This window comes from Kitasatospora setae KM-6054, assembly GCF_000269985.1.
Lineage (GTDB): Bacteria > Actinomycetota > Actinomycetes > Streptomycetales > Streptomycetaceae > Kitasatospora > Kitasatospora setae.
Genome location: NC_016109.1, coordinates 145616 through 169042 on the forward strand (window position 1 = coordinate 145616; position 23427 = coordinate 169042).

Sequence of the window (23427 nt, forward strand, 5' to 3'; positions counted from 1 at the left end):
CGCGGTGATCATGCGTACCACCCGGCCGTTCCGCCGGGCGCTTCCCGCCGCCGTCCTGGCCGTCCTGCTCGCCTCCTGCAGCAGCACCCCCGGACCCTCGCCCGCCCCGCCGTCCGCCCCGGGCAGCCCGTCGGCCTCCGCCTCGCCCAGCCCGACCGCGAAGCCCACCGGTGCGGACGACCCCGCGCTGCGGGCGTTCTACACCCAGCAGATCGCCTGGGCGCCCTGCCCGGACGACCCGAAGACCGAGAAGATCGACGAGTCCGCGCTGCAGTGCGGCCGCCTGCGGGTGCCGCTGGACTACGCGAACCCGGCCGGGGAGGGCATCGAGGTCGCGCTGGCCCGCAAGCCCGCGGCCGCCGCCGACCAGCGGCTCGGCTCGCTGGTGCTCAACCCCGGCGGCCCGGGCGGCTCCGGCGTCCAGCAGGTGCAGTACAGCGGCGACTCGTTCAAGGACCTGAACGCCCGCTACGACCTGGTCGGCTTCGACCCGCGCGGCGTCGGCGCCAGCACCGCCGTGCACTGCCTCGACGACGCCACCCACGACACCTGGGCACTCTCCGACGGCCGGGCCGACGACCAGGGCAAGGCGTACGCGGACGCCTGCGCGGCCAACTCCGGCAAGCTGCTCCCCCACCTCGGCACCCGGGACGCCGCCCGCGACCTCGACGTGCTGCGCGGGGCGCTGGGCGACCCGAAGCTGAACTACTTCGGCTTCTCCTACGGCACCTACCTGGGTTCCAGCTACGCCGAGCAGTTCCCCGACCGCACCGGCCGGCTGGTGCTGGACGGCGCCGTCGACCCGACCGCCGACCAGCTCGACCAGCTGGTGCAGCAGTTCGCCGGCTTCGAGAAGTCGCTGACCGCCTTCGCCGCCGACTGCGTCAAGCAGGAGCAGTGCCCGCTCGGCAAGGACGCCGGCAAGGCCCCGCAGAAGCTCGCGACCTTCCTCGACGGCCTGCGCGCGCACCCGCTCGCGGCCGGCAAGGGCCGCGAGCTGACCTCGGCGGCGGGCTGGACCGGCACGCTGAACATGCTCTACGGCAGCGAGAAGTCCTGGGAGTACCTGCGCAACGCGCTCAGCTGGGCGATGCTCCGCGACAAGGGCGACTACCTGCTCGCGATGGCGGACGACTACAACGGGCGCGACGAGGACGGCCACTACACCAACATGTTCGACGCCTACACCGCGATCCACTGCGCCGACCCGGGCGCGGACACCCCGACCGCCGACCGCCTGCAGGCCGCGCTCGCCGCGGCCCACCAGCAGGCGCCGCTGGTCACCGCGCACTTCACCGACCGGGACCTGTTCGACCCGGACTGCCGCTCCTGGCCCTACCACTCGGCCGAGAAGCCGCACGTGGTCAAGGCCGCCGGCAGCGCCCCGATCCTGGTGGTCGGCTCGACCGGCGACCCGGCGACCCCGTACGCCTGGGCGGAGAAGCTGGCCTCCGGCTTCGCCAACGCCACCCTGCTGACCCGCGAGGGCGACGGGCACACCGGCTACGGCAAGAGCACCTGCATCCGCACCGCGGTGAACGGCTTCCTGCTCGACGGCACCATGCCGGCCGCCGGGACGCGCTGCCCCACCCCGTGACCCGCGCTGACCGCACCCGCTGAACGGGACGGGCCCCCGGAACCGCTTCCGGGGGCCCGTCCCGTTCTGTCGGGACCGGCGGTTACTGTTCCCCGCAGGTCACCGGGTGCCTGCGGGTGGTCAGGCGAGGAGAGGGGCGCGGCGGTGCGTCGCTGGGAGTTCACCGAGGACGGCTCGGACAAGTTCTGGGAGGCCGGCACCGAGGGCACCGCGCTGACCGTGCGCTACGGGCGCCGCGGGACGGCCGGGCGCGCGCGGGTGCGGGAGTTCGCCTCGGCGGCGGACGCGGCGGCGCACCTGGCGAAGGCGGCGGCGGAGAAGGAGCGCAAGGGCTACCGCGAGGTCGGCGGCCAGGCGCCGGCGGAGACCCCCTCGGGCGGTACGGACACCGTGGACGCCTCGAACGCTTCGGACGCCGTGGACGAGGACGTGTTCGTGCTGCCCGACGGCTGGCGGCGGCTGCTGGTCCCGCGCCGGGGCGGGGCGTCCCGGCCGCCGGCGGCTCCGGTGAAGGGCGCGGTGGAGCGGCTGCGGGCGGGGGTCGGGGAGCGGCGGGCGTGGATCGACGAGGCGCTGGCGGATCCGCGCAGTGACGGGCCGTCGGTCGCCGCGGCCCGGGCGTACCTGGCGGGTGCGGCGGATCCGCTGGGCGCGGCCGCCGTCGCGGCGCTGGCGGGGCTGGGCGGTGAGCGAGCGACGGCGGACGCCTGGGTGGCCGGGCACGGGCTGGTGTTCGCCGCCGTCGCGGCCGTGGAGCTGATGGAGGTGGAGGTGTCCTGGCGGTCGTCGGGGTCGACGCGCCGCCAGGGGCCGGTGCTGTCGGCCGGTCAGTCGTCGTACCGGTCGGACCGGCTGGCCGTCGCCGGGCGGGTCCGGGCGCTGCTGGCGGCCTGTCCGGAGCCGCTGTACCGGGAGGCGGTCGGCGCGCTCGGCGCGGTCCGGACCGCGCCGTCGCGCGAGGTGGTCGCGGCCTACCTGGTGCCGACCGAGCGGGAGTGGGTGGACGCCTGCTGCCGCCGGCCGGGGGCGGGGCGGCGGGGCGGGACGCGGCAGGCGATGCTGCTGTGCGCGCTGTCCGCGCCGGAGCAGGTGGCGGCGCTGGCGGAGCCGGCCCGGGTGGAGTGGTCGGCCGCGCTGGTGGCCACGGTCGCCGACGGTCTGGGCGCGGCGGCCGCGCCGCTGCTGCTGCAGGGCGTCGAGGGGGCGTACGACGGCGTCGAGCGGCGGCGGCTGTTCGACGCGCTGGCGCTGCTGCCCTCGGACGAGGGCTTCCGCGGCCTGCTCGCCCACCGGGCGGACCCGGCGGCCCGGCAGGCGCTGCCGGCCGCGATGGCGAACCGGCCCCGGCGGGCGCTGCGGCTGCTCGCGGAGGCGGTGGCCGAGGCCCGGGCGTCCCAAGCCCCGGCGCGGACGGGGCGGACGAGGCCGGACGACCCGGTGCCGGCCCTGCTCGCACTGCTGGCCGCCCACGCGGCGGCGCACCGGGCGGCGGCGCTGGAGCTACTGCCGAGCCTGCCGCCCGCCCCGGCGGCGGTGCTGGCGCCGCTGACGGAGCCGGGCGACCGGCTGCCGGACGCGTCGGCGGCGGAGCTGCCGGCGGTGCTGGCCGACCCGCCGTGGGCCCGGGAGCGGGTCGCGGCGGGGGCGCGGGTGGTGCCGGGGGTGGCGGCGCCGGCCGGGTGCGAGGTGCGCTGGCTGCCGGGCGAGGAGCGCGCGTGGGCGGCGGCCCCGGCGGACGCGTACCGGGTGTGGGAGTACCGGGACGACTGGGCGGTGGCGGCGGACTGGTTCCGGCAGGGCAGGCTGCACGCGTACCAGGAGTTCACGCTGCTGCTGCGGGCGCCGCACGAGGTGGCGCGGCCGCTGCTGGCGGACTGGTCGGGGGCGGAGTACCTGGGGGACGGCGCGGCGGCGCTGCGGCTGCTGGTGGTCCGGCACGGGGCGGACGCGCTGGCGCCGGTGCTGCGGGCGGTGCGGGAGGATCCGGCGGGGCTGGGCGGGGTGCTGCTGCCGCTGCTGGGCGTCGAGGTGGCGCGGTGCGCGGCGGACTGGCTGGTGCGGCTGAAGTCGGCGGGGGCGACGGCCCGTTCGTGGTTCGCCCGGCACGGGGTGGCGGCGGCGCGGCTGCTGGTGCCGGACGCGGTGGGCCGGGCGGGCGCGGCCCGGCGGGGCGCGGAGCAGGCGCTGCGGCTGGTCGCGGCGGCGCACGGGGCGGCGGCGGTGCGGGCGGCGGCGTCCGGGTACGGGGCCGGGGCGGCGGAGGCGGTCGACGCGCTGCTGTCGGCGGATCCGCTGGTCAACGCGCTGCCGGCGCGGCTGCCGGTGCTGGAGGGCTGGGCGGATCCGGCGGGGCTGCCGCAGCTGCCGCTGGCGGGCGGCGGGGCGGCGCTGCCCGTTGCGGCGGCGGGGCACCTGGTGATGATGCTGGCGCTGTCGCGTCCGGGTGAGCCGTACCCGGGGCTGGCCGGGGTGGTGCCGCGCTGCGATCCGGCGGGGCTGGCGGAGTTCGCCTGGGCGCTGTTCGAGCGGTGGCGGCTGGCGGGCCTGCCGGCGTCGGGGGCGTGGGCGCTGCACGCGCTGGGCCCGCTCGGCGACGACGGGACGGTGCGCCGGCTGTCGCCGGTACTGCGGGCCTGGCCCGGCGAGGGGGCGCACCACCGGGCGGTGGACGGGCTGGAGGTGCTGGCGGCGATCGGCACCGAGACGGCGCTGCGGCACCTGCACCTGATCGCGCAGCGCGTCCCGTTCAAGGCGTTGAAGGCGCGGGCCGGGGAGAGGATCGCCGAGGTGGCGGCGGGTCTCGGCCTGACGGGCGAGCAGTTGGCCGACCGGCTGGTGCCGGACTTCGGGCTGGACGCGGCGGGCACGGCGGTCGTCGACTACGGGCCGCGGGCGTTCACGGTCGGGTTCGACGAGCAGTTGCGGCCGTTCGTGCGGGACGGCTCGGGGCGGCGGCGCGCGGAGCTGCCGGCGCCGGGGGCGGCGGACGACGCCGGGCTGGCGGCGGCCGGGCGGGCCCGGTACGCGGAGCTGCGCAAGGAGGTGCGGGCGACGGCGGCGGACCAGGTCCGGCGGCTGGAGGCGGCGATGGTGGCGCGGCGGTCGTGGCCGGCGGCGGAGTTCACCGGGCTGCTGGTCGCGCATCCGCTGCTGCGGCACCTGGTGCGGCGGCTGGTCTGGCTGGCCGAGACGGCAGCGGCCGGGGGCGGGGGGAGCGCGGGGGGCGGGGGCGCGGTGACGGCGTTCCGGGTCGCCGAGGACGCGACCTTCGCGGACGTCGCGGACCGGGCGTACGCGCTGCCGGCGGACGCGGTGGTCCGGGTCGCGCACCCGGTGCTGCTGGGGGCGGCGGAGCTGGCGGCGTGGGCGGAGCTGTTCGCGGACTACGAGGTGCTGCAGCCGTTCCGCCAACTCGGGCGGCCGGTGCACGCGTTGACGGACCAGGAGCGGGCGGGGCACCGGCTGGCCCGGTTCGAGGGCGGTCCGGCGGTGCCGACCGGGCGCTTCCGGGCGCTGGCGCGGCGCGGCTGGGAGATCGGCGACCCGGGCGACAACGGCGTCTCGCGCTGGGTCTCCCGGCCGGTCGGCGACGCGGGCCACCTGGTGGTCGTCCCGGAGCACGGGATCCCGGTCGCGGGGTCCGACGCCTACCCGGAGCAGTCGGTGCGGGAGGTGCGGCTGGTCGCCCGGCCGGGCGACCACCGGCGGGACGGGGAGCCGGGGCCGGTGCTGGCGGCGCTGGATCCGCTGCTGGCCTCGGAGTTGCTGGCCGACCTGGTGGAGCTGACCGTGCCGTGAGCGGTGCCGCAGCGCCAACGTCAACGCCTGCGTCAACGTCGGCGTCGGATCGGGCGGCCGCGCGCCGGGTTCAGCGGAGGCGGATTCAGCGGAGGCGGATTCAGCGGAGGCGGGTGAGCAGGATCCGGCCGCCCAGGTAGGCGCCGCCGTCGATGGCGAGGACCCGGCCGCCGGCGTAGCGCAGCGCCGCCCGGACGCGTTCCGGGGGGATGCCGAAGTACTCGGTGAGCGTGCTGTGGCCGTGCACCAGGACGCTGCCGCCGAGGGCGTCCAGGATCCGGGCGACCGGTTCGTCCGGGCGGCCGGCCCGGGCGCCCCGGAAGGAGCCCCGGGAGCTCATCAGGCGGCTGAACTCCAGCCAGGCTTCCGGGTGTTCGTCGGCCAGGACGGCGGTGGCGGCGGCGTTGACGGCGGCGACGCTGGTGCCGAGTTCGAGGTACCGGGTGGTGTCGGAGTGGACCAGCAGGTGGCCGTCGACCAGGGCGGCGGCGGGGAGGGCGGCGAGCCACTCCAGGTGGGAGGGGGTCAGTCCGCGCAGGTCGGCCTCCTGGCCGCCGAACCGGGCCCAGCCGCCGTGGAACCCGCCGGGCTGGTCCCAGCCGGGGACGGGGGCGGTGCCGAAGCGGTGGGCGGCGAGCAGCTGCACCTCGTGGTTGCCGAGCAGCGCGCCGACCTGTCCGCCCTCGTCCCGGGCCTGGGCGGCGAGGCGGCGGACGTCCTCGATGACGCCGATGCCGTCCGGGCCGCGGTCGACGTGGTCACCGAGCAGCCAGAGCCGGGCCCGGCCGCCGCTCCAGTGGCCGTTTTCGTCGGCGAGGCCCGCCGCGCGCAGGACGGCGCGGAATTCGGTGCGGTGGCCGTGGATGTCGGCGGCGACGTAGAGCGGGGTGCGGTGTGGGGACACGGCGGGACGCTATCAGGACGGCGGGGGCGGGCAGGCCGGTACGGGGGTGGGTGACGGCACTTCAGGGGGTCGCGGGGGCGCCTCAGGGGCGGGTGACGGCGGCTCGGGAGGGTCGCGGCGGCGGACCGCTTTCGGCTTTTCCAAGATCGACTTTTGGGCCCGGAACCCATTTCCCTCCCGGCGTTCCGGGGCGGGTTCGCCGGTCCACGAATTGGTGCCGCAATCGGGAAGACTCCGGGGGTCGAACTCCGGTACGGTACGTCAGCCGAACGGCTCTTTATGCATACCTTATGTCCAGTTATGGGATCTCTGTGAACATCGACTTCAGCCTCGAACCGCTCTTCTCCTGGTACGTCGTCCTGCTGATGGTCAGCGGCCTGATCACGATCTGCCTCGCCCTCGTTCCGGCCTCCGGCCTGGGCATCGGCATGCGCGTCATCTCCGGGCTCATCGGCGCCGCGTTCTTCGGCTACGGCCTGTACCTCGGCTTCTTCTTCGAGGGTGGCCGTTATGTCATCTACTTCAAGGTGCTGTTCATCCCGGTCGCGATGATCTTCTACCTCGTCCGGTCGCTGGTGAACCGCGCCAAGGGCACCCCGGCGCCGCCGCAGTACCCGGCCGCCTACCCGCCGGCCCAGGGCCAGTACCCCGGCCAGGCGCCGTTCCAGGGCGAGGCGCCGCAGCAGCAGCCGGGCCAGGTCCCGCCCCAGGCGCCGTTCCAGGCTCCGGGCCAGGCCCCGGTCCAGCAGCCGCCGGTCGGCGGTCCGACCGCCTGACCGCCCGGCCGCCAGCGCGCGAGGCTGTTCACCGGAGCGCCGTCCCCCGTCACGGGGGGCGGCGCTCTCGCCTTCCGGCCCGGCGGGCGGGGGCGGGCCGACTCCGTTGCGGTCCAGACCAGTTGACGGACTTTACGTGTTCATGGATAGTCACACGCGCGGGAGCGCCCCGCAGGCGGAAGGGGTGGCGGAATGGGAGTCCACGGGGTGGCGGCGGCCGGTGCGCGGGAGGCGCGGTTCGATCCGCTGCTGGCCGATCGGGTGGTCGACGCGCTGCTGCTGGTCGGACTGCCCGTCGCGCACGGCGGCCACGGGCCCGGCGTCCACCTGTTCGCCAGCGGCTCGGCCGAGGACACCGGCAGCACGTACGGCCTCGACCCGGAGCGCTGGCCGCTGACCCTGCGCTGGCTCTGCTCGCCCCGCCTGGAGGACGCGGCGGCGGCCGGCGGCACCGACAGCCCGTGGCCCCGGACCAGGCGGCTGGTCGCGGACAGCATCGAGACCGCGCTCGCCGAACTCCTGCCCGCGCTCGGCCTCTCCGCCACCCGCGACGCCCCGGACGGCCCGACCCGGATCGGCCCCGCCGACTCCCCCACCACGCCGGCTGCCCCGGCCGCCCCGGAACTGGCCGTGGAACCGGCCGTGGAACTCCCGGCCGTGGAACTCCCGGCCGCCGCCGTCGCCGCCGTGCGCCGCGCCGCCGCGCTGGCCGGCCTGCCGCTCGCCGCGCACCCGCGCGCGGTCGGCGTCGCGCTCACCGCCTGCCTGCCCGCGCCGGACACCGCGCCCGTCGCCGACGTCGCCTGGCGCCCGTCCCCCCGGCTGCCGGACGGCCCGCCGGTGTCGACCGCCGTCCGGGAGTCGATGCACCACGCGGTGGGCTCCGTCCTGGCCGGCTGCGGGCTGCGCACCACCTGGCACCGGCCCCCGGACAGCGCCCCGCACCTGCACGCCGCCGCCCGCTGAACCGCCGCCCGCCGCCCACCGCCCACCGCGCCAGGCCAGAGCGGACGCGCCCGGGCCGGGTCGTCGTCAGCGCGCCGCGCGGGCGACCACCCTCAGGTAGCGTTCGATCGCCAGGTGCTGGAGGGTGAGCGCGACGGGGCGGCCGAGCCGGGCGTACCAGCTGTCCAGGCGGGAGAAGGCGGCGACCTCGAACCACACCTCGCCGTCGGCGTCCGCGCTCACCACGAACGACTCCTCGCCGCGCTCGGGGTGGCCGGGGAGGGTGCCGTAGGCGAAGCCGATCCGGTCGGGCTCCTCGACCGTCCAGACCACCCGGCAGGGGATGGCCAGCCGGGGCAGCCGCAGGCCGGGCAGGGCGATCCGGAGTAGCACGGTGGCGCCGGGGGCGGCCTTCTCCGGCGGCGGGTAGAGCGCGAAGCCGGAGCCCAACTGGGCTCCCCAGTGCAGGACATACGCGCCCGCGCGCTCCAGGACGGCGGGTCCGCTGCCGAGGTGGATCCGGCGGCGCAGCCAGGAGTAGCCGGCCGGTAGGGCGGCGTCGCGGGTGGCGCCGACCTCTGGGTAGCTGGGGGCGGTGGCGCGGGCGGCGCGGTGGCGGCTCGGGAGGTCCTTCGGCGGCATCCGCCCGTTGTACGCCGGACGGGGCCGCGCGGCCAAGCCCCCGGCCCGGGCCGAGGGACGTTCTGCCTGGTCGGACGAGGTGGCTGTGGCACACCTCACCCGTACGGCGACGCCCCCGGCCGGGCGGTCGAGGTCAGCTCTGGACGGAGGCCCAGAACTCCTCGAAGGAGAGCTTGCCGTCGCCGTTGGCGTCCTTGGCGTTGATGATCGCCTGGGCGACGGTCTCGGTGACGTGGTAGTCGCCGAGCTGCGCCATGACCGTCTTGTACTCGTGCGCGGTGACCCGCCCGTCGCCGTCGACGTCCAGGCGCGCGAATGCCGTCCGTGCCGCTTCGATGTCCGCCATCGGACCCACCCCTCTTCTTGCTGTTCCAGCGGTGCTTGACGCCGTGTTCCGGCGCGCGGGCCACAATAGCCGCCGCCCGCGGGCTCCCGGCAGGGTGGTCGGCTCCTGCCGCGCGCTGCCCGCCGACCGCTCAGTCGCGGCGGACGCTGACGCCGCCGATCAGGCCCCAGGCGGCGACGTGGACGGTGGGGCCGCCCTCGCGGGTGGGGCCGTCGTCGCTGACGCCGCCGAGCCGGACGCCGGTGACGACCACCTTGACGTCGGGGCGGACCCGCAGCGAGACGCCGCCGATCAGGCTGAGCTTGGTGATCCGCAGTTCGGCGCCGTCCGGGATGTCGACGTCGGTGAGGTCGATGTCGGCGCCGCCGACCAGGGAGGCGGTGAGAGTGCGGGTGTGGATCTCCTCGCCCTCCAGGCGGGTGCCGCCGATGAGGCTGATCCGGATGTCGGTGCGGTCGTCGTCCTTGGAGTTCCCCGTGTTCGTCATGGCCGTCACCCTAGGGTCCGTCAGGAGGCCCTGGTAAGTGGCCGGTTGCACGGTTCCCGCCATGACGGACGTCATGCCGGCGCGTGCGGGTAGCCGCGCTCCCCCGGCGCGCGGGGCGGCCCGGGGTGTGCGCCCGCACGCCGCCGTAGAACGGGGCGGAGCGGAAAGGATCTGCCTCGCGCACCGGTCACGAAGACACGAAGGCACGGCGGCACGAAGGCACGGGGAGTACGACGGCACGGGGGCAGGTCCGGTCGCGGGTCCAGGTTCCAGGGTTCCGGGGAGAGGCACGGTCATGGCGAGCGGGTTCCAGCGCTACAAGCTGACGAGCATGTTCCACGCGTTCGACGCGGACGGGAACGGCTACCTCGACGAGGAGGACTTCCGGGCACTGGCCGACCGCTGGGGCCGGCTGCCCCGGGTGGCGGCGGACCCGGAGCTGGCGGCCCGGGTGGAGCGGGTGATGCTCGGCTGGTGGGACGCGCTGTACGAGGCGGCGGACACCAACGGCGACGGGCTGGTCGACCTGGACGAGATCCTGGCCATGGTGGACCGGCTGCCGGAGATGCGGGAGGCCGTGACGGCGACGGCGGACACCGTCTTCGACGCGGTCGACGAGAACGGCGACGGCCGGATCTCGCGGGAGGAGCACCGCCGCCTGGTGGACGTGTGGAACGGCCGGGCGACCGACACCGCGGGCGTGTTCGAGCTGGTCGACCTGGACGGCGACGGCTTCCTCTCCCAGGCGGAGTTCACCGAGCTGTGGGCGCAGTTCTGGATCAGCGCGGACCCGGCGGACCCGGGCAACCACCTCTGCGGCGTGCTGTCCCCGGCGGCGGACCCGGCCGCCGGGGCGTGACGGCGCCCGCCGCCGGGGCGTGACGACCCCGGGGCCGGGTCAGCGCTTGGAGATCCCGACGTTGCGGATGTTGACGGGCAGCGTCGGGAAGCCGTCGCCGGGGCCGTTCTGGTCGTCCTCGCCGCCGGCGGCGATCTTCTGCAGCACGTCGAGGCCGGCGGTGACCCGGCCGAAGGGGGTGTAGGCCGGGGAGAGCTTGGTGTCCTTCCAGACGATGAAGAACTGGCTGCCGTTGGTGTTCGGCCCGGCGTTGGCCATCGCGACGGTGCCGGCGGGGTAGGTGGCGCCGTTCAGGTTCTCGTCGGGGAAGGAGTAGCCGGGGCCGCCGCTGCCGGTGCCGGTGGGGTCGCCGCACTGCAGGACGTAGAGCCGCTGGGTGGTGAGGCGGTGGCAGTGGGTGCGGTCGTAGTAGTCCTTCTCGGCGAGGAAGCGGAACGAGAAGGTGGTGCAGGGCGCCTTGTCGGTGAGCGCCTGGAAGGTGATCTGGCCCTGGCTGGTGCGGAGGGTGGCGCTGTAGGGCTTGGCGGCCTTCTGGGCGTCGAAGACCGGGATGCCCTTGAAGTTGTCGGCGGGCACGGCCGGGGTGTACGTGCACGTGGCGGCGCTGGCGGCACCGGCGGCGGGGGTGGCGGCGGAGGCGGTGCCCCCGGTGGTGGACAGGGCGAGCGACACCATGGCCAGGACGGTCAGTCCGGCACCCCAGGACGTGCGCTTCATTCGACAGCCTCCGCGGGTGGAGAGGATCAAGCTACGGACAGGATTGGCAGGGACCTGCCCGCCCGGTCCGCTCCCCGAACCTCCCGGCACCCTCGCCGCACCCTTCCCCCACCCCGACCCGCCGACCCGCCGGGCCCGCGCGCCCCTCGCCGCTCCCCCGTTCCCGCACGTCACACCCCTCCCGTCCGGGTCTCCCCTTGACAACGGTTCGTCCAGGATCCTTTTCGAGTGTCCGTTCGATGTGACAGCATCGTCCGCTATCCGGTGCATTGGGTGGCGGGGACGGGAGGGGGACGGCCATGGTCGGCTTCGTCGTGCGCCGGCTGCACGGGCGGCTGCCGCTGGCGGCGGCCGCGCTGCTGACCGTGCTGATCACCACCTCGGTGCTGACCGCGCTGGTGGCGTTCGACCGGGGCGCGGCGGAGGCCGGGCTGCGGCGGGCCCTCCAGGGCGCGGGCGCGGCGCGGGCCACCGTACTGGTCGGCGGCGACCGGGCGGTGGGCGACCGGGCCCGGGACGACGCGGCGGTGGCGGCGTACGGCCGCGAGCTGTTCGGTGCGCTGCCGGTCAGCGCCGAGAGCGTGGCCCGCAGCCGCTCGTACGGTCTGCCGGGGGCCGCCGACCGGCCCGACCTGACGGTGCTGGCCGCCCTCGACCGGGGCCGCACCGCGCTGCTCGCCGGCGCCTGGCCCACCGCCGGGCCGCCCGCCGGCGCCGGTGCCGTCCAGGCCGCCGTCCCGCAGAACGCGCTGGCCGGGCTGGGGGTGGACGCGGCGGCGCTGCCGGCCCGCCTGGAGCTGACGGACCGCTTCACCGGCCGGCCGCTGACCGTCGAGGTGACGGGTGTGTACCGGGCCGCCGACCCGTCCGACCCGTACTGGCGCACCGACCCGGCGGCCGGGCGCGGCGTGCAGGTGCTGGCGTACACCACGTACGGGCCGCTGCTGGTGGACGACGCGGTGTTCACCTCCGGCGCGGTCGCCCAGGCGAGCCGGAGCTGGCTGCTGCGGGCCGACTTCGCGGGCCTCGCCCCCGAGGACGCGGCGGCGCTGCGCGGCCGGGTCGCGGCGGCCGGGGCCGGGCTGCAGCGGGACGCGGGGCTGACCGCGAGCACCGAACTGGACGGGCAGCTCGGCGAACTCGCCTCGGACGCGCAGGTCGCCCGCGCGACGCTGCTGGTCGGCGCGCTGCAACTGGTGGTGCTGGCGGGCGCGGCGCTGCTGCTGGTGGTGCACCTGCTGGCGGACCGGCAGGCGGCGGAGAACCGGCTGCTGGTGGCGCGCGGCGCCGCCCGCGGGCGGGTCGGCGCGTTCGCGGCGGGCGAGGCGGTGCTGCTGGCGGCGCCGGCGGCGCTGCTCGCCCCGCTGCTGACGCCCTGGCTGGTGCGGCTGCTGGCGGAGACCGGCCCGCTGGCGGGCGCCGGGCTGGACGCGGCGGTGCCGTGGACGGTGTGGCCGGTCGCGGCGGCCTGCGCGCTGGGCTGCGTGCTGCTCACGGCGCTGGCCACGGCCGCCCGGTCGGCGGGCGCCGCGGTGCTGCGCCGGGTCGGACGGCAGCGGGCCCGCGCGTCGGCGGTGCTGCGCTCGGGCGCGGACGTGGCGCTGCTCGCGCTGGCCGCGGTCGCCTACCGGCAGCTGGCCCGCTACTCGGGCGTCTCGCACGGGGTGGACCCGCTGCTGGTGGTGGCGCCGACGCTGGCGCTGTGCGCGGGCACGGTGCTGGTGCTGCGGCTGCTGCCGCCGGTCTCCCGGCTCGGCGAACGGTGGGCGGCCCGGTCGGCGGGGCTCGGCCCGGCCCTGGCCGGCTGGCAGCTGGCCCGCCGCCCCGGCCGGGCCGCCGGGCCGGTCCTGCTGCTGGTGCTGGCCGTGTCGGTGGGCATGCTGGCGATCGGCCAGCGCGCCTCCTGGGCGGACTCGCAACGCGATCAGGCCGCGTTCGCCACCGCCGGCGGCCTGCGCATCACCGCCTCCGCCCTGCCGGCCGCCGGCCAGGGCGGCGTGTACGCGGCCCTGCCCGGCGGCGAGCGGATCGTGCCGGTGGCCCGCCGCGACGTCCCGCTGCCCCGGGGCGCGACGGCGACCGTCCTGCTCCTCGACGCGGGCCGCGCCGCCGAACACCTCCGGATCCGCGCCGACCTGCTCGACGGCCACGACGCCCGCACGGTCTTCACCCCGCTGGCCTCCCAGCCGGAGGGCGGCCTGCCGCTGCCCTCGCCCCGGATCGAACTGGACGTGACGACGGACGGAGGCGCGAGCCCCGGCGCGGGCCCCGGCCGGGCGACGGACGCGAGCCTGAGCCCGAGCGTGCCCGCGCTGTCGCTGCTGGTGCGTGACCGCTTCGGGCTGGTCCAGTCCGTTCCGGCGCCGGTCCTGGCGGGTGGGGCGCAGCACCTGGCGGTCGATCTGGCGGCGGGCGGTGCGGGCGGTGCGGGTGGTCCGGGCGGTCCGGGCGGTGCGGGCGGTCCGGGCGGGCGGCTCGCGGGGCCGTTCGCCCTGGTCGGGCTGGCGCTGGAGGTGCCCGGTACGGCCGGGAGCCTGCGGGTCGACGGCCTCTCCGCCGCGGCTTCCGCCGACTGGTCGGTGACCGGTCCGGGCGCGACGGTCGTGCCGGGTGCCGGGCGGCTGCCCGTCGTGTCCTGGCCGGCCGCCCCCGGTCCGGTCCGGCGCCTGGTGCTGGCCCCGGCCGGGCGGCCGGCGGCCCCGGAGCTGTCCGCGGTCGCGACCGCGTCGTACCTGGCGGCGGTCGGGGCGAAGGTGGGCGAGTCCGTCCCGGTGCCGTTCGGTACGGCGACCCTGCGGGCGCGGGTGACGGCGGCGGTGACGGCGCTGCCGGCGACCGAGGGCCCGGCGGTCGCGCTGGACCTGGCCGCCGTCGACCGGCACCTGGACGCCCGCGGCGAGGTCGCGGTCGCCGCGTCCGAGTGGTGGCTCCCGGCCGCCGGGCCCGGCGACGACGCCCCGCGCCGGGCGGCCGCCGAGTTGCGGGCCGCGCCGTTCGCGCAGCGCACCCTGGAGCAGGGCGCGCTGGCGGGGCGGTTGCGCGGCGATCCGCTGGGCGCGGCTCCGCAGTCGGCGTTGGCGGCGCTCGCGGTGGCGGCGGTGGCGCTGGCCGCGATCGGCTGCGCCGCCTCGGCGGCGGGCGCGGCCGCGGAGCGTTCCCGCGAGTTCGCGGTGCTGGCCGCGCTGGGCGCGCCGCGCCGCCGCCTGCTGCGGACGGTGGCGGCGGAGCAGGGTGTGCTGGCCCTGCTGGGCGTGGGCACCGGTCTGCTGCTGGGCGCCCTGCTGGTGCGCCTGGTGGTGCCGTTGGTGGTGCTGACCCCGGCGGCGGCCCGCCCGCTGCCGGAGGTCCTGGTCCGCCTTCCGCTCGGCCAGGTCGCCGCCTTGGCGGCGGTGGCCGGGGCGGCCCTGCTGCTGCCCGCCCTGCTGGCGGGTCGGCGCGGCCGCGACCTGGGCACCCGCCTGCGCGGTTCGGAGGAGCCGTGAGCACGCCGCGGGGCGCCGTGCCGCCCGCCGTCCGCCCTCCCGGGTTCCGGCCGAAGTTCCACTCGGAGTTCCCCCCGATGTGCCGCTCGCGACAGCAGTTGGAAGAGATGTGAGCACCCCTCCCCCGGTGGCGCCGTGGGTGCGCACCAGGCTGCGCGCGGTGCGGGTCTCGACGTGGTTGACGGCCGCGCTGGTGCTGGTCGCGGTGTTCCTGGCGGCGGGTCTGCCCCGGGCGCTGGACCGCGCGGCGGACGGCGCGTTGCGCGAGCGGTTGGCCTCGGGCGGGCGGGACGGCGCGGTGGTGACGGCGACGTCGCTGCGGCTGGGCGCGCAGGGCGGCGGCTCCCCGGCGCTGCAACTGGACGTGCTGGCGCAGGAGTTGGAGCGCCGGGTGACCGATCCGCTGCGGCCGACCGGGCTGGGCGCGGTGTACGGCTCGACGACGCGGGCCGACCGTTCGCTGCCGGGCCCCGGGCTGCCGCGTCCGAACGGGATGGCGCCGGTGCTGGGGCTGGCGTACCTGCACGGGGTGGGCGGCCGGGCTGCGTTGGCGGCGGGGCGCTGGCCGGCGGCGGTGGCGGACGGCGCGGACTTCGAGGTGGCGCTGTCGGAGCCGGTGGCGCGGACCTTCGGGGTGTCGGTGGGCGCGGTGCTGGACGCGGGCACCGACGCGTCGATGTCGCCGCCCCGGCACTTCCGGGCGACGGTGGTGGGCGTGTTCGCGGCGGCCGATCCGGCCTCGCCGTTCTGGGCGGGCACGGACTGCCTGGTCGAGGCGTGCCTGAGTTCGACGGTGGCGCTGGGCGAGCGGATCAGGTACTGGCGGGCGGCGGCCCTGGTCGGGCCGGGTGAGCTGGCCGACCTGGGGTTCTGGTCGGGCAAGTCGCCGCAGGACTTCGTCCGGGTGCCGGTGGACGTCTCGGCGGCGCGGGCCGACCGGCTGCCGCGCTGGCGGGCGGCGGTCGGTTCGCTGACCGGCGGTCCGGAGCGGACGGCGCTGCAGGTCGCGGCCGGGCGGCCGGACGTGCAGGTGCGCTCTCGGCTGTCGGAGCTGCTGGAGACGGCGGCCGAGCGGCAGTCGGCGGTGGCGCCGCTGACGGTGCTGGGCCCGGCGGGCGCGGCGGGGGTGGGGTTGACGGTGCTGCTGCTGGCGGCGGCGCTGGCCGCCGAGCGGCGGGCGGGCGAGTTGCGGCTGCTGCGGGCGCGCGGGGCCTCGCGCGGCGGGGTGCTGCGGCGGCTGCTGGGCGAGAGCGCGGCGACGGCGCTGCCGGCGGCCGTGCTGGGCACGGCGCTGGCCCTGCTGGTGCTGCCCTCGCCGCGCTGGGGTGCGGCGGTGCTGGCGGCGGGGGTGACGGCGGCGGTGGCGCTGCTGGTGTTCCCGCTGCGGGCGGCGCTGTTCCCGGAGCGTGGCACGGAGCCGGGCACGGAGCCCGGCGCGGCGGCGGGCCGGCGCCGGGTGGTGGCGGAGCTGTCGGCGCTGGCGCTGGCGGCGGGCGCGGTGGTCGCGGTGCGGCGGCGCGGGGTGGCGCCGGCGGGCGCGGGCGTGGATCCGCTGCTGGTGGGCGCGCCGCTGCTGATCGCACTGGTGGGCGCGCTGCTGCTGGCCCGGCTGCTGCCGCCGCTGGTGGGGGCGGCTTCGCGCCGGGCGGCCCGCCGCCGGGGCGCGGTGGGTTTCCTGGCCCTGGCCCGGGCGTCGCGTCCGGCGGTGCTGCCCCTGTTGGCGCTGCTGCTGGCAGTCAGCACGGCGGGTTTCGGCGCGACGGTGCTGGAGTCCGTCGACGCGGGCCGGCTGCGCGCGGTGCGGGCGGAGACCGGCGCGGACGCCCGGGTGACGGCCCGTACGGTGCTGCCGGACGGTTTCGGGCGGGCGGCGGGCGAGCTGCCGGACGTCCGGGCGGGCGTGTCGGCGTGGACGGACCGAGCGGCGTCGGTGGCGAAGCCGGACGGGACGGTGCTGGCCGAGGTGACGCTGCTGGTGGTCGATCCGCAGCAGTACGCGGCGCTGGCCCGGCGCAACGGGCAGCCGGCCATCGACCCCCGTCCGCTCGCGGGCGGCGGCCCCGACGGGGTGCCCGCGCTGGTCACCCCGGGCCTGGCCGGCCGGCTCGGTGCCGGTCCGCACCCGCTGCACACCGGCCAGTCGGTGCTGCCGTTCCGCCTGGCGGGCGTGCTGCCGGCCGGCGGCGGCCCGGCGCTGGGCGCCGGCGAGGCGGTGGTGCTGCCGGTCGGGCAGGCGTCCGAGCGGGTCGCCGCGCTGGGCCGGAGCAACCTCTGGCTGGGCACCGGCACTCCGCGCGCCGATCGGCTGCGCGAGCTGCTCCGGCGGCTGGACCCGGCGTCCGCGCCGGAGAGCGGGGCGTACGCGGTGCGGACCGGCGCGGAGGAGTCGGAGCGCCTGGCCGCGGACCCGCTGCAGCGCTCGGCCGCCCGGGTGTTCGGCTGGTCGGTCCTGGCGGCGGGCGCGTTCGCGGCCCTCGCCGTGCTGCTGACGCTGGCCCGTTCGGGCCCGGAGCGGGCGGCGCTGCTGGCCCGGCTGCGCACGATGGGCCTGCGGCCCCGGCAGGGCCTGGCCGTGGTGCTGCTGGAGTCCCTGCCCACCGCCCTGGCGGCGGCCGTGGCCGGCGCGCTGCTCGCCGTCGGCACCACCGTCCTGCTGGGCCCCGCCCTCGACCTCTCCGCCCTGGTCGGCGCCCCCGCCACCGGGGGCGTCAGCCCGTCCGCCGCCGCCGTCCTGACCTGGTCCCTCGCCCTCGCCGCGCTGTTCGCCGCCACGGTCGCGGCGGAGGCCCTGGTCGCGGGCCGCCGCCAGATCGGCACCGAGCTCCGCGCGGGGGACGCCCGCTGAGGGACGCGGCGCCCGTCGGCCGGGCTGTCCGGCGGCAGCGTGTCGCGATCGCCATCCGTACGGTCCGGTCAGCAGTGCCGTTCGAGGTAGAGCAGGGTGAGGCCGCCCTCGGAGGTGAACTCGTGCGCGACGTACTCCGTCAGGTCGCCGGGCTCGGTCCGCGCGGTGGCCTCGGCCCAGGCGGCGGCGCGTTCCCCGGGGGCGAGGTGGCGCAGTTCCCAGGGGCCGGTGATCATCACGTCGGCGTCGCGGACCAGCCGGGCGGCCCGCCGGGGGTCGAGCGCGGCCTTGGCCCGGCGGTGCCAGCGGTAGCCGTGGTCGTCGGTGAACTCGCGGGTGCCGCCGGGCCAGGGCCACCCCGCGCTGTCGGCCCCGGTCCGTTCCGCCGCCGGCAGGGCGGCGACGAAGGCGGCGAGGCCGGGCTGTTTCGGAGGGCGGCGGGCCATCGACGGGGTTCCTTCTCCGTTCAGGTCTGCTCAGGTCTGCGGCGCGCGCGGGGCGCGGGCCTGGACGATGGCGACGTAGCGGATGGTGAAGACCATCGGGACGACGAAGCCCGCGATCTGGACGACCAGCGCGGTGGCGGAGTGCCCGTGGCCGCCGTGCGCGAGGACGCCGAGGACGGCGGCGGTGATCGCGAAGGCTGCGGTCCACACCGAGGTGATGACCGCGTTGACCCGGATGAACGGCTTGAGGTTCCAGTACTCGCGCGGGGTGGTGCGCTTGGCGATGCCGAGCGTGAACGGCTTGCCGATCAGCAGCGAGACGCCGGCGATCAGCGCGAGGACGGCGGAGGACAGCGCGGCCGAGTAGTCGCGGACGCCGGAGTGCGGGTCGGTGAAGGCGATCACGGCGAGGACGGCGAAGTACAGTCCGGAGCCGGTCTCGATGATCAGCGCGTCCCAGCCGGTGCCGGCCGCGCGCTGCTGGGCGATGACGGCCGCGGCGATCACCAGGCCGGCCAGCGCCGCCCACTGCCACTGGGTGGAGGGGATGACCGCGAAGACGATCCAGGGCAGGAATGTACGCAGGTATGACATGGGTCGGGTTTCCCCCTCGGTGACCGGCCGATGCTCCCTCCGGCCGTCCTTCCCCACCACGGTATCCACTGCCGGCGCCGTCCACACCGTCCTCCGGCTGGACGGATCATGACACTTCGCGGGCTGGACGGATCATGCCACCCGCCCGCCCGCACGGGTGGCGGACGGGCGGGCGGGCGGGCGATTCGGGGGGTGCTCAGCCGTCGGGGAGCTCGCGCTTCAGCAGGAAGTTCCAGCGGTCGGCGGTGTACTCGTTGACCGGGCCGACCACCTCCCAGCCGTCCTTCCCGAGCTGTTCGAGGTCCCCGACGGTGCGTCCGCCGGGCTGGGCGACGGCCCAGCGGTACTCCCAGCGCGGGGCGACGGCGCCGGCGCGGGCCGGCGGAGTGGGGTCGGCGAGCGCGGCGGCGGTGGTGCCGACGGCGACCACGGCGGTCGCGGCGGCGGTGGCGGCCAGCCGCAGGTGGCGGCGGGCGGGCCGCGGCATGGTTCGGTTCACGGTGCTCCGTTCCTGGTCGGTTCCCTGGGGTCCCGCGGGTGGTCAGACGACGGTGATCTCGAAGGCGACCTGGGCCCGGTCGCTGACCGAGGCGATGACCAGGTCCGGTCCGGGCGTGCCGAGGGCGGTCAGCGCGGGGGCGAGGGCGTAGCCGTCGGCGTCGGTGACGGCGGTGGCGTCGTCGTCGCCGTCGGGGAACTTCAGGCCGGGCCCGGGGGTGGAGAACAGGACGGTGGCGCCGGCCACCGGGTGGTGGTCGTGGTCGAGGGCGCGCAGCTTGAGCCGGACGGGCACCTGCTGTCCGGCGGGTACCAGCTGCTCGTCGCCGTCGACGACCCACAGCCGTTCGACCCGCGCGCCGGGGTCGGTGACGGTCGCGGCGGCCAGCGCGGTGACCGCGCCGTAGTCGGCGGGGGCGGTGACGGCGGTGCGCTCGGCGGGCGTGGAGTGCGCCTGGGTGCCGGTGGCGGTGAGGACGACGCCGACGGCGAGCGCGGCGGCCGCGGCGGCGGCGCGCCGGTGGAGGGGGTTCATGCGACTCCTGGGGGAGGGCGTGGTCAGCACGGGCGGAGCGACTTGAGGGCGTCGTTGTGGGCGTTGCCCTGGGTGGCGGGGGCCATCGCCATGGCGGTGCCCTGGTAGTCCTTGCCGGGGTACCAGCAGTAGGGGACGGGCGAGTTGTTGACCCAGGCGGAGATGCCCTCCTTGCCGGTGAACCGCGACCCGTCGGGCAGTTGGAGCCGTTCGGTGTCGGTGAGTTCGGTGCCGGGGAGCAGGGCGACGGCGGCGTAGTCGAAGGTGAAGCCGTCGTAGAGGCAGACCCAGCCGGCCGGGCAGTCGACGTGCCGGGCGACCCGGCTGTCGCCGTTGAGGACGTGCACGCCGGGCGGGTTGCTGACGGGGACGGCCACGGCCGGGGCGGCGCCGAGCGCGAGGGCGGCGGCGGCCAGGGTGAGCGGGCGCAGGAAGCCCGGGCGGACGGGGATGGGCATCGGCTGGCTCCTCACTTGGAGTTGGGCAGTGCTTCGGTCCACACGGCCTTGCCCCTGGTGGGGGCCTCCTCGGTGACCGGGCCGATCCGCTGGTCAGCGATGCCGTGATTGAACACCGGGTCGCCCTCGGGTTCGAAGCGCCACTGGCCTTCCCATTCGATGGTGGGCTCCTGCGCGGGGGCGGCGGCTGCGGCGGCGCGCCGGTGGAGGGGGTTCATGCGGCTCCTGGGGGAGGGCGTGGTCAGCACGGGCGGAGCGACTTGAGCAGGTTGTTGTGGGCGGCGCCCTGAGTGGCGGGGGCCATCGCGCTGGCGGTGCCCTGGTAGTCCTTGGTGGGGTACGAGCAGTAGGGCACGGGCGAGTTGTTGACCCAGGCGGAGATGCCCTCCTCATTCACGAACCGGGAGCCGTCCGGCAGTTGGAGCCGTTCGGTGTCGGTCAGTTCGGTGCCGGGCAGCAGGGCGACGGCGGCGTAGTCGAAGTGGGCGCCGTCGTAGAGGCAGACCCAGCCGGCCGGGCAGTCGACGTGCCGGGCGACCCGGCTGTCGCCGTTGAGGACGTGCACGCCGGGCGGGTTGCTGACCGGAGCCGCGAGGGCGGGGGCGGCGCCGAGTGCGAGGGCGGCGGCGGCCAGGGTGAGCGGGCGCAGGAAGCCCGGGCGGACGGGGATGGGCATCGGCTGGCTCCTCACTTGGAGTTGGGCAGTGCTTCGGTCCACACGGCCTTGCCCCTGGTGGGGGCCTCCTCGGTGACCGGGCCGATCCGCTGGTAGCGCTGGGTCTTCTTGTCGCAGTCGAGGATCCGCTCGTAGTAGCCGGTGACCTGGACGGACTCGATGCCGACGTAGCGGGTGTAGCCGACGCCGGGTCCGGCGACCAGCCGGACCTCGGTCTCCTTCTCGACCGTGTTGGTGTCGGTGAGGCTGAAGCCGTAGCTGGCGCTGAACTTGGTCTGCACGCTGGCGGAGAAGGCGCCGAAGCCCGCGCTGGCCTCGGCGCCGACCTCGAAGCCGAGGTCGACCTGGTTCGAGAAGGTCTTGGTCAGGCTCTCCTTGGTGCGGACGGTCTGGTCGAGCGGTTCGGGCCCGTTGCGGTTGTCCAGGGTGAACTTGTCGGCGATCTCGCGCTTGAGCACCGGGTCGCCCTCGGACTCGAAGTGCCACTTGCCGTCGCACTCGACGGTGGGCTCCTGAGCGGTGGCGACGGGGGCGGCGGCCAGCGGGGTGGCGGCGAGCAGCAGCGCGGCGGCGGGGGCCGCGCCCTTGCGCAGGGCGGTCCTCAGGAGTTCCACGGCGTCCCCAGCAGCTTGAGGTCGGTGGCCTGGTCGGTACCGTCGGCGGTCCACCAGACCTGGGCGTTGGCGCCCCGGGGGATGGCGAAGTCGGCGTGCACCGACTGCTTGGACTTGATCTGCCGCCAGATGATGTCGCTGGTGCCCTTCAGGCTTCCGGCGCACTTCGCGGCGTCCACGTTGGGGGCCTTGCCGCCGTCGCAGTCGTAGACGACGAGCGAGAGGTCGGCGTAGGCGCGCCCGGTGTTGGTGAAGACCAGCCGGCCGCCCTGCTGGGTGGGGCACCAGCTGACGGTGCCGCCGGCGACGGGGACGGCGGGGCCGGTGGGGCCGGTGCAGCCGGGGTCGAGGTCGCGGGCGGCGGGCGGCATCGCGGCGGCGGGGCCGGGCGCGGGGACGGCGGCGGTGAGTGCGAGGACGCTCGCGGGGACGGCGAGGGCCGCCGGGAGGCGGTGTCGCCAGGGGGTGCGGGGCATGTCTCTCCTGCGCGGGTGGGGCGCCCGTGGGACGGGGCGGCCGCCGAACCGATCGGCGGTCACGCCCAGTCATCACCAGGACGGGTCACCGGCTAACCGTCCCGCTGACGGTCTGTCACCCGATCGGTGAGCGCCGCGGCCTCCGCCCGGACGATCCCCCGCCGGTGACGGCAGGTCAGGAGGTCACCGGTCGCGCAGCAGGGCGAGGGCCACCAGGTGGTGGGCGCTGACCGCGGGCAGGTCGTCGAGCGGGGACCAGCGGTGGGCGTCGTGCTCGCTGAGCGTGACGGGGGTGCCGTCGGGGACGGCGGCGGTGAAGACGAACTGCCGGGCCCGGACGCCGCCGAGGCCGGTGAAGTCGACGGCGTGCAGGTAGGCCAGGGCCAGGCCGGTGAGGCCGGTCTCCTCGGCGAGTTCGCGGGCGGCGCCCCGCTCCGGGTCCTCGCCGGGGTCGAGCGAGCCGCCGGGGAGCTCCCACTGGCCGCCGTAGGTGTCCTCCGGCCTGCGCCGGACGGTCAGCACCCGCCCGCTGCCGTCCAGCACGGCCACGCCGCCCATGAACTCCCCCACGCCCTCGGCCCGGGCCCGCCGGATCAGCTGCCGCCGCTCGGTCACCGTCTCCCCCTCGTCGCTCCGCATCCGCCGACCCTAGCCGGGCCCGCCCCGCGGGTCTCCGGTTTTTCCGCCGCCGGGCCCGGCTTCCGGCCCCCGGCGCGTCGAGCGCGTTGAAAACGCGGCAGGCGGTTGAAGGCCCGTCAAGCGGCCGGTCCGCCCGGCCGATGTCACCGGCAGCGGAGAACAGCGAACGGAGAGGCGAGCGTTGAGGATCCTGCGCACCATCGAGGACGTCCGTTCCACCCTGGGGCGGGGCGCGGGGACCGTCGGTTTCGTGCCCACCATGGGGGCCTTCCACGAGGGGCACGCGTCGCTGATGCGGGCGGCCCGCGCGGAGTGCGACACCCTGGTGGTCTCGGTGTTCGTCAACCCGGCGCAGTTCCCGGACCGGGAGGTCTACCTGCGCTACCCCCGGGACCCGGAGGGGGACGCGGCCCTCGCCGAGCGGGAGGGCGCGGACCTGCTCTTCCTGCCGGAGCCCGCGGAGGTCTACCCGCCGGGGTTCGCCACCGCCGTCTCGGTCACGGGCGGGCCGGCCGCGGGGCTGTGCGGGGCGGGCCTCGGCACCGACGGCCAGCTGACCGGCATGTGCACCGTCATCGTCAAGCTGCTCAACATCGTCGGGCCGGACACCGTCTACTTCGGCGAGAAGGACCTGCCGCACTGGATCGCCGTCCGGCGGATGGCCGCCGACCTGAACCTGCCGGCCCGGATCCGGGTGCTGCCCACCGTGCGGGAGGCGGACGGGGTCGCGATGTCCAGCCGGAACGTGCACCTCGGCGCGCACCGGCCGCTGGCCGCCTGCCTGCCCCGGGCGCTGGACGCCGCGCTCGGCGCGGTCGCCGCCGGCCTGCGCGACACCGCCGCGATCAGGGCCCGGGCCGCCGCCGAGCTGTCCGGCCCGCTGGTCGCCCCCGACTACGTCGAGGTCCTGGACGCGGCCTCGCTGCGCCCGCTGGCCGTGCTGGACCGCCCGGCCGTCATCGCCGTCGGCGCGACGGTCGCCGGCGTCCCGCTCCTCGACCTCGCCCGCTGCGCGGTCCCGGCCGGTCCCCCGCCCCGGCCGGCCCCGGCGGAGCGGGTGGACGGCGCCGCCCGCTGAGCGCCCGCCCCGGGC

General features: G+C 77.1%; 23 protein-coding genes. 8 read left to right on the forward strand and 15 right to left on the reverse strand.

Annotation, left to right across the window (positions count from 1 at the left end; all coding sequences use genetic code 11):
- Positions 1-10 precede the first annotated feature (10 nt).
- Both KSE_RS00600 and KSE_RS00605 read left to right on the forward strand, forming a co-directional pair.
- Positions 11-1597 carry an alpha/beta hydrolase gene (locus KSE_RS00600; protein ID WP_033260090.1) on the forward strand — a complete coding sequence of 529 codons (1587 nt, stop codon included), beginning with the start codon at positions 11-13 and terminating at the stop codon, positions 1595-1597.
- 144 nt (positions 1598-1741) lie between these two features.
- Complete coding sequence (locus KSE_RS00605; RefSeq protein ID WP_014133299.1) at positions 1742-5395, forward strand: DUF4132 domain-containing protein; 3654 nt, start codon at positions 1742-1744, stop codon at positions 5393-5395.
- A gap of 100 nt (positions 5396-5495) precedes the next feature.
- Here the strand turns inward: KSE_RS00605 and KSE_RS00610 are convergent, their stop codons facing one another.
- A complete protein-coding gene (locus KSE_RS00610; protein ID WP_014133300.1) occupies positions 5496-6299 on the reverse strand; it encodes a metallophosphoesterase in 804 nt (267 codons plus the stop codon).
- Positions 6300-6610: 311 nt separating this feature from the next.
- Between KSE_RS00610 and KSE_RS40740 the strand changes: the two genes are divergently transcribed.
- Both KSE_RS40740 and KSE_RS00620 read left to right on the forward strand, forming a co-directional pair.
- Complete coding sequence (locus tag KSE_RS40740; protein WP_051055075.1) at positions 6611-7075, forward strand: hypothetical protein; 465 nt, start codon at positions 6611-6613, stop codon at positions 7073-7075.
- A gap of 192 nt (positions 7076-7267) precedes the next feature.
- Positions 7268-8041 carry a hypothetical protein gene (locus KSE_RS00620; RefSeq protein ID WP_014133302.1) on the forward strand — a complete coding sequence of 258 codons (774 nt, stop codon included), beginning with the start codon at positions 7268-7270 and terminating at the stop codon, positions 8039-8041.
- Between the two features lie 66 nt (positions 8042-8107).
- Here the strand turns inward: KSE_RS00620 and KSE_RS00625 are convergent, their stop codons facing one another.
- The 3 genes from KSE_RS00625 to KSE_RS00635 all read right to left on the reverse strand — a co-directional run bounded on the left by KSE_RS00625 (position 8108) and on the right by KSE_RS00635 (position 9495).
- Positions 8108-8662, reverse strand: a complete 555-nt coding sequence (locus tag KSE_RS00625) for a DUF1990 family protein (protein WP_051055076.1) — start codon at positions 8660-8662, stop codon at positions 8108-8110.
- A gap of 133 nt (positions 8663-8795) precedes the next feature.
- Positions 8796-9008 carry an EF-hand domain-containing protein gene (locus KSE_RS00630; RefSeq protein ID WP_014133304.1) on the reverse strand — a complete coding sequence of 71 codons (213 nt, stop codon included), beginning with the start codon at positions 9006-9008 and terminating at the stop codon, positions 8796-8798.
- 130 nt (positions 9009-9138) lie between these two features.
- A complete protein-coding gene (locus tag KSE_RS00635; RefSeq protein WP_033260081.1) occupies positions 9139-9495 on the reverse strand; it encodes a hypothetical protein in 357 nt (118 codons plus the stop codon).
- Between the two features lie 295 nt (positions 9496-9790).
- Here KSE_RS00635 and KSE_RS00640 point away from each other — a divergent pair, with 295 nt between their 5' ends.
- A complete protein-coding gene (locus KSE_RS00640; RefSeq protein ID WP_014133306.1) occupies positions 9791-10354 on the forward strand; it encodes an EF-hand domain-containing protein in 564 nt (187 codons plus the stop codon).
- A gap of 39 nt (positions 10355-10393) precedes the next feature.
- Here the strand turns inward: KSE_RS00640 and KSE_RS00645 are convergent, their stop codons facing one another.
- Positions 10394-11071 (reverse strand): peptidylprolyl isomerase, encoded by a 678-nt coding sequence (locus tag KSE_RS00645; protein ID WP_014133307.1) that lies wholly within the window; start codon positions 11069-11071, stop codon positions 10394-10396.
- Between the two features lie 299 nt (positions 11072-11370).
- Between KSE_RS00645 and KSE_RS00650 the strand changes: the two genes are divergently transcribed.
- Together KSE_RS00650 and KSE_RS45520 are read left to right on the forward strand one after the other, a co-directional pair.
- Positions 11371-14553: an FtsX-like permease family protein gene (locus KSE_RS00650; RefSeq protein WP_014133308.1), complete on the forward strand. Its 3183-nt coding sequence runs from the start codon at positions 11371-11373 to the stop codon at positions 14551-14553.
- Between the two features lie 109 nt (positions 14554-14662).
- Positions 14663-17398 (forward strand): ABC transporter permease, encoded by a 2736-nt coding sequence (locus KSE_RS45520; protein WP_033260080.1) that lies wholly within the window; start codon positions 14663-14665, stop codon positions 17396-17398.
- A gap of 68 nt (positions 17399-17466) precedes the next feature.
- Here KSE_RS45520 and KSE_RS00660 read toward each other — a convergent pair whose 3' ends face one another.
- The 10 genes from KSE_RS00660 to KSE_RS00705 all read right to left on the reverse strand — a co-directional run bounded on the left by KSE_RS00660 (position 17467) and on the right by KSE_RS00705 (position 22334).
- Positions 17467-17844 (reverse strand): hypothetical protein, encoded by a 378-nt coding sequence (locus KSE_RS00660; protein ID WP_014133310.1) that lies wholly within the window; start codon positions 17842-17844, stop codon positions 17467-17469.
- A 30-nt stretch (positions 17845-17874) separates the two neighbouring features.
- A complete protein-coding gene (locus KSE_RS00665) occupies positions 17875-18438 on the reverse strand; it encodes a hypothetical protein (protein ID WP_014133311.1) in 564 nt (187 codons plus the stop codon).
- Positions 18439-18634: 196 nt separating this feature from the next.
- Positions 18635-18937 (reverse strand): hypothetical protein, encoded by a 303-nt coding sequence (locus KSE_RS00670; RefSeq protein WP_148283040.1) that lies wholly within the window; start codon positions 18935-18937, stop codon positions 18635-18637.
- Between the two features lie 42 nt (positions 18938-18979).
- Positions 18980-19471, reverse strand: a complete 492-nt coding sequence (locus KSE_RS00675; RefSeq protein ID WP_014133313.1) for an Ig-like domain-containing protein — start codon at positions 19469-19471, stop codon at positions 18980-18982.
- A gap of 23 nt (positions 19472-19494) precedes the next feature.
- Positions 19495-19929, reverse strand: a complete 435-nt coding sequence (locus KSE_RS00680) for a peptidase inhibitor family I36 protein (RefSeq protein ID WP_014133314.1) — start codon at positions 19927-19929, stop codon at positions 19495-19497.
- Between the two features lie 11 nt (positions 19930-19940).
- Positions 19941-20147 (reverse strand): hypothetical protein, encoded by a 207-nt coding sequence (locus KSE_RS00685; protein WP_014133315.1) that lies wholly within the window; start codon positions 20145-20147, stop codon positions 19941-19943.
- A gap of 23 nt (positions 20148-20170) precedes the next feature.
- Complete coding sequence (locus KSE_RS00690; RefSeq protein ID WP_014133316.1) at positions 20171-20605, reverse strand: peptidase inhibitor family I36 protein; 435 nt, start codon at positions 20603-20605, stop codon at positions 20171-20173.
- 11 nt (positions 20606-20616) lie between these two features.
- Complete coding sequence (locus tag KSE_RS43985) at positions 20617-21219, reverse strand: ETX/MTX2 family pore-forming toxin (RefSeq protein WP_014133317.1); 603 nt, start codon at positions 21217-21219, stop codon at positions 20617-20619.
- A complete protein-coding gene (locus KSE_RS43990) occupies positions 21207-21695 on the reverse strand; it encodes a hypothetical protein (protein WP_014133318.1) in 489 nt (162 codons plus the stop codon). Before KSE_RS43990 ends, KSE_RS43985 begins: the two co-directional genes overlap by 13 nt.
- 183 nt (positions 21696-21878) lie before the next feature.
- The gene (locus KSE_RS00705) at positions 21879-22334 is read right to left on the reverse strand and encodes an NUDIX hydrolase (protein WP_014133319.1); all 456 of its coding nucleotides are present in this window, start codon (positions 22332-22334) and stop codon (positions 21879-21881) included.
- A 181-nt stretch (positions 22335-22515) separates the two neighbouring features.
- Between KSE_RS00705 and panC the strand changes: the two genes are divergently transcribed.
- A complete protein-coding gene (gene panC / locus KSE_RS00710) occupies positions 22516-23412 on the forward strand; it encodes a pantoate--beta-alanine ligase (RefSeq protein ID WP_014133320.1) in 897 nt (298 codons plus the stop codon).
- Positions 23413-23427: the final 15 nt, after the last annotated feature.

What these genes read in the sequence shown, in the direction of transcription:
- KSE_RS00600 (WP_033260090.1), top strand. Translation starts at nt 11, where the DNA reads ATGCGTACCACCCGGCCGTTCCGCCGGGCGCTTCCCGCCGCCGTCCTG.
- KSE_RS00620 (WP_014133302.1), top strand. Translation starts at nt 7,268, where the DNA reads ATGGGAGTCCACGGGGTGGCGGCGGCCGGTGCGCGGGAGGCGCGGTTC.
- KSE_RS00625 (WP_051055076.1), bottom strand. Translation starts at nt 8,662, where the DNA reads ATGCCGCCGAAGGACCTCCCGAGCCGCCACCGCGCCGCCCGCGCCACC.
- KSE_RS00630 (WP_014133304.1), bottom strand. Translation starts at nt 9,008, where the DNA reads ATGGCGGACATCGAAGCGGCACGGACGGCATTCGCGCGCCTGGACGTC.
- KSE_RS00635 (WP_033260081.1), bottom strand. Translation starts at nt 9,495, where the DNA reads ATGACGAACACGGGGAACTCCAAGGACGACGACCGCACCGACATCCGG.
- KSE_RS00640 (WP_014133306.1), top strand. Translation starts at nt 9,791, where the DNA reads ATGGCGAGCGGGTTCCAGCGCTACAAGCTGACGAGCATGTTCCACGCG.
- KSE_RS00645 (WP_014133307.1), bottom strand. Translation starts at nt 11,071, where the DNA reads ATGAAGCGCACGTCCTGGGGTGCCGGACTGACCGTCCTGGCCATGGTG.
- KSE_RS00650 (WP_014133308.1), top strand. Translation starts at nt 11,371, where the DNA reads ATGGTCGGCTTCGTCGTGCGCCGGCTGCACGGGCGGCTGCCGCTGGCG.
- KSE_RS00660 (WP_014133310.1), bottom strand. Translation starts at nt 17,844, where the DNA reads ATGGCCCGCCGCCCTCCGAAACAGCCCGGCCTCGCCGCCTTCGTCGCC.
- KSE_RS00665 (WP_014133311.1), bottom strand. Translation starts at nt 18,438, where the DNA reads ATGTCATACCTGCGTACATTCCTGCCCTGGATCGTCTTCGCGGTCATC.
- KSE_RS00675 (WP_014133313.1), bottom strand. Translation starts at nt 19,471, where the DNA reads ATGAACCCCCTCCACCGGCGCGCCGCCGCCGCGGCCGCCGCGCTCGCC.
- KSE_RS00680 (WP_014133314.1), bottom strand. Translation starts at nt 19,929, where the DNA reads ATGCCCATCCCCGTCCGCCCGGGCTTCCTGCGCCCGCTCACCCTGGCC.
- KSE_RS00685 (WP_014133315.1), bottom strand. Translation starts at nt 20,147, where the DNA reads ATGAACCCCCTCCACCGGCGCGCCGCCGCAGCCGCCGCCCCCGCGCAG.
- KSE_RS00690 (WP_014133316.1), bottom strand. Translation starts at nt 20,605, where the DNA reads ATGCCCATCCCCGTCCGCCCGGGCTTCCTGCGCCCGCTCACCCTGGCC.
- KSE_RS43990 (WP_014133318.1), bottom strand. Translation starts at nt 21,695, where the DNA reads ATGCCCCGCACCCCCTGGCGACACCGCCTCCCGGCGGCCCTCGCCGTC.
- KSE_RS00705 (WP_014133319.1), bottom strand. Translation starts at nt 22,334, where the DNA reads ATGCGGAGCGACGAGGGGGAGACGGTGACCGAGCGGCGGCAGCTGATC.